Below are 1786 nucleotides of genomic sequence, written 5' to 3'. Positions count from 1 at the left end.
CAACACGCTGGCCTGTAAGCCGTTGTTCCGTGTCGATGGAGGCGCATTATAGGGAGTTCCCGACGGGTGACAAGTGTTTATTGCAAAAAAATGACTGAGAGCCGTTTTTTTGGTCATAAGCGGTAAAAACACACAATAACGGCGCATTAAAAGCGCAATTTCGGCCAGAACAGACAGGTAACACCTCCCCGCTGACATAACAGAGCTGCTACTCTCTCTGCGTCAGGTGCACTTTTGGTACCATAACCCTCAATAAAAGGACCACCCATGATCAAATCCGCGCGCAGTATGGCCGGACTTCCGTGGATCGCCGCCATGGCCTTCTTTATGCAGGCGCTGGATGCCACCATCCTCAACACCGCACTGCCCGCTATCGCTGACAGCCTGCAGCGTTCTCCGCTGGCGATGCAGTCGGCAATTATCAGCTACACCCTGACGGTGGCAATGCTGATCCCGGTCAGCGGCTGGCTGGCCGATCGTTACGGTACCCGTAAGGTGTTCATTGTTGCCGTGCTGCTGTTTTCACTCGGTTCACTGGCCTGTGCGCTCTCCGGCTCTCTGGCGATGCTGGTCACCTCGCGCATTATCCAGGGCATCGGTGGTGCGATGATGATGCCGGTGGCACGCCTGGCGCTGCTGCGTGCCTATCCGCGCAGCGAGCTGCTACCGGTGCTGAACTTTGTCACCATGCCCGGCCTGGTCGGCCCGGTGCTGGGGCCGCTGCTGGGCGGCGCGCTGGTCACCTGGGCCAGCTGGCACTGGATATTTTTAATCAACATTCCGATCGGCCTGCTCGGCATCTTCTATGCCCGCAAATATATGCCTGACTTTACCACCCCGAAACGTCGCTTCGACCTGGCAGGTTTTTTGTTGTTTGGTCTGGGGCTGGTCGGCATTTCCGGGGGGATTGAGCTGTTTGGTGAGCGGGTGGTATCCAGCCTGGTCGCCGGCGGGGTGCTGGCGGGCGGCATTGTGCTGCTGCTTCTATATATAGTACACGCGCGGCGACACCCTTCCCCGCTGCTCCCGCTGCCGATGTTTAAGACCCGCACCTTCTCGGTGGGCATCGTCGGCAACATTGCTTCACGGCTGGGCACCGGCTGCGTGCCGTTCTTAATGCCGTTAATGCTGCAGGTCGGCTTCGGTTACACCGCGCTGCTGGCCGGCTTTATGGTGGCACCGATTGCACTGGGATCTATTCTGGCCAAATCCACCGTGACGCGCGTGCTGCGCTGGTACGGTTATCGCAAAACGCTGACCGGCATCAGCGTGATTATCGGCGTGCTGATCGCCTCTTTCTCGCTGCAGTCGGCTAGCTGGAGCATTGCGGCGCTGCTAATCCCGCTGTTTGTGCTGGGTATGGCGATGTCGACGCAGTTTACCGCGATGAACACCATTACGCTGGCCGACCTGAGCGATGCCAACGCCAGCAGCGGCAACAGCATGCTGGCGGTCACTCAGCAGCTGGCGATAGGTTTTGGCGTGGCGGTCAGCGCCGCCGTGCTGCGCTTTTATGAGAACTTCGATGGCACCACCCTGCAACACTTCCACGCCACCTTCCTGACCATGGGCGCGATCACCGTGCTGTCTGCGGGGGTGTTCCTGCTGCTGAAGCCGGGCGATGGCCGCAACCTAATCAGCGATCGCGATAAGAAGAAGCCGGTTTAACGTTCCCCGACCGAATCACGCTCCACCAGCTCCGGGGTCAGCACCAGCAGTTGCGGGCTGGCACCGGGCTTGTTCAGCCGCTGCAGCAGCGTATCCACCGCCAGCTGGCCCAGTTCAT

General features: G+C 59.5%; 1 protein-coding gene and 1 pseudogene. One reads left to right on the top strand and one right to left on the bottom strand.

Annotated elements, in window-relative coordinates:
• The first annotated feature begins 267 nt into the window (after positions 1-267).
• Entirely contained in the window at positions 268-1668 is a 1401-nt protein-coding gene (locus tag NV64_RS06320; RefSeq protein ID WP_056241165.1) for a DHA2 family efflux MFS transporter permease subunit, read from the top strand.
• Here the strand turns inward: NV64_RS06320 and NV64_RS23915 are convergent.
• Positions 1665-1786: pseudogene (locus tag NV64_RS23915) on the bottom strand (transcriptional repressor PurR); the annotation flags it as partial. The gene NV64_RS06320 and the pseudogene NV64_RS23915 overlap by 4 nt on opposite strands.

It is taken from the genome of Erwinia sp. B116 (assembly GCF_002865965.1).
Lineage (GTDB): Bacteria > Pseudomonadota > Gammaproteobacteria > Enterobacterales > Enterobacteriaceae > Erwinia.
Note: the sequence above shows the minus strand (reverse complement) of the source record. Positions and strands in the feature narration are given on the sequence as shown.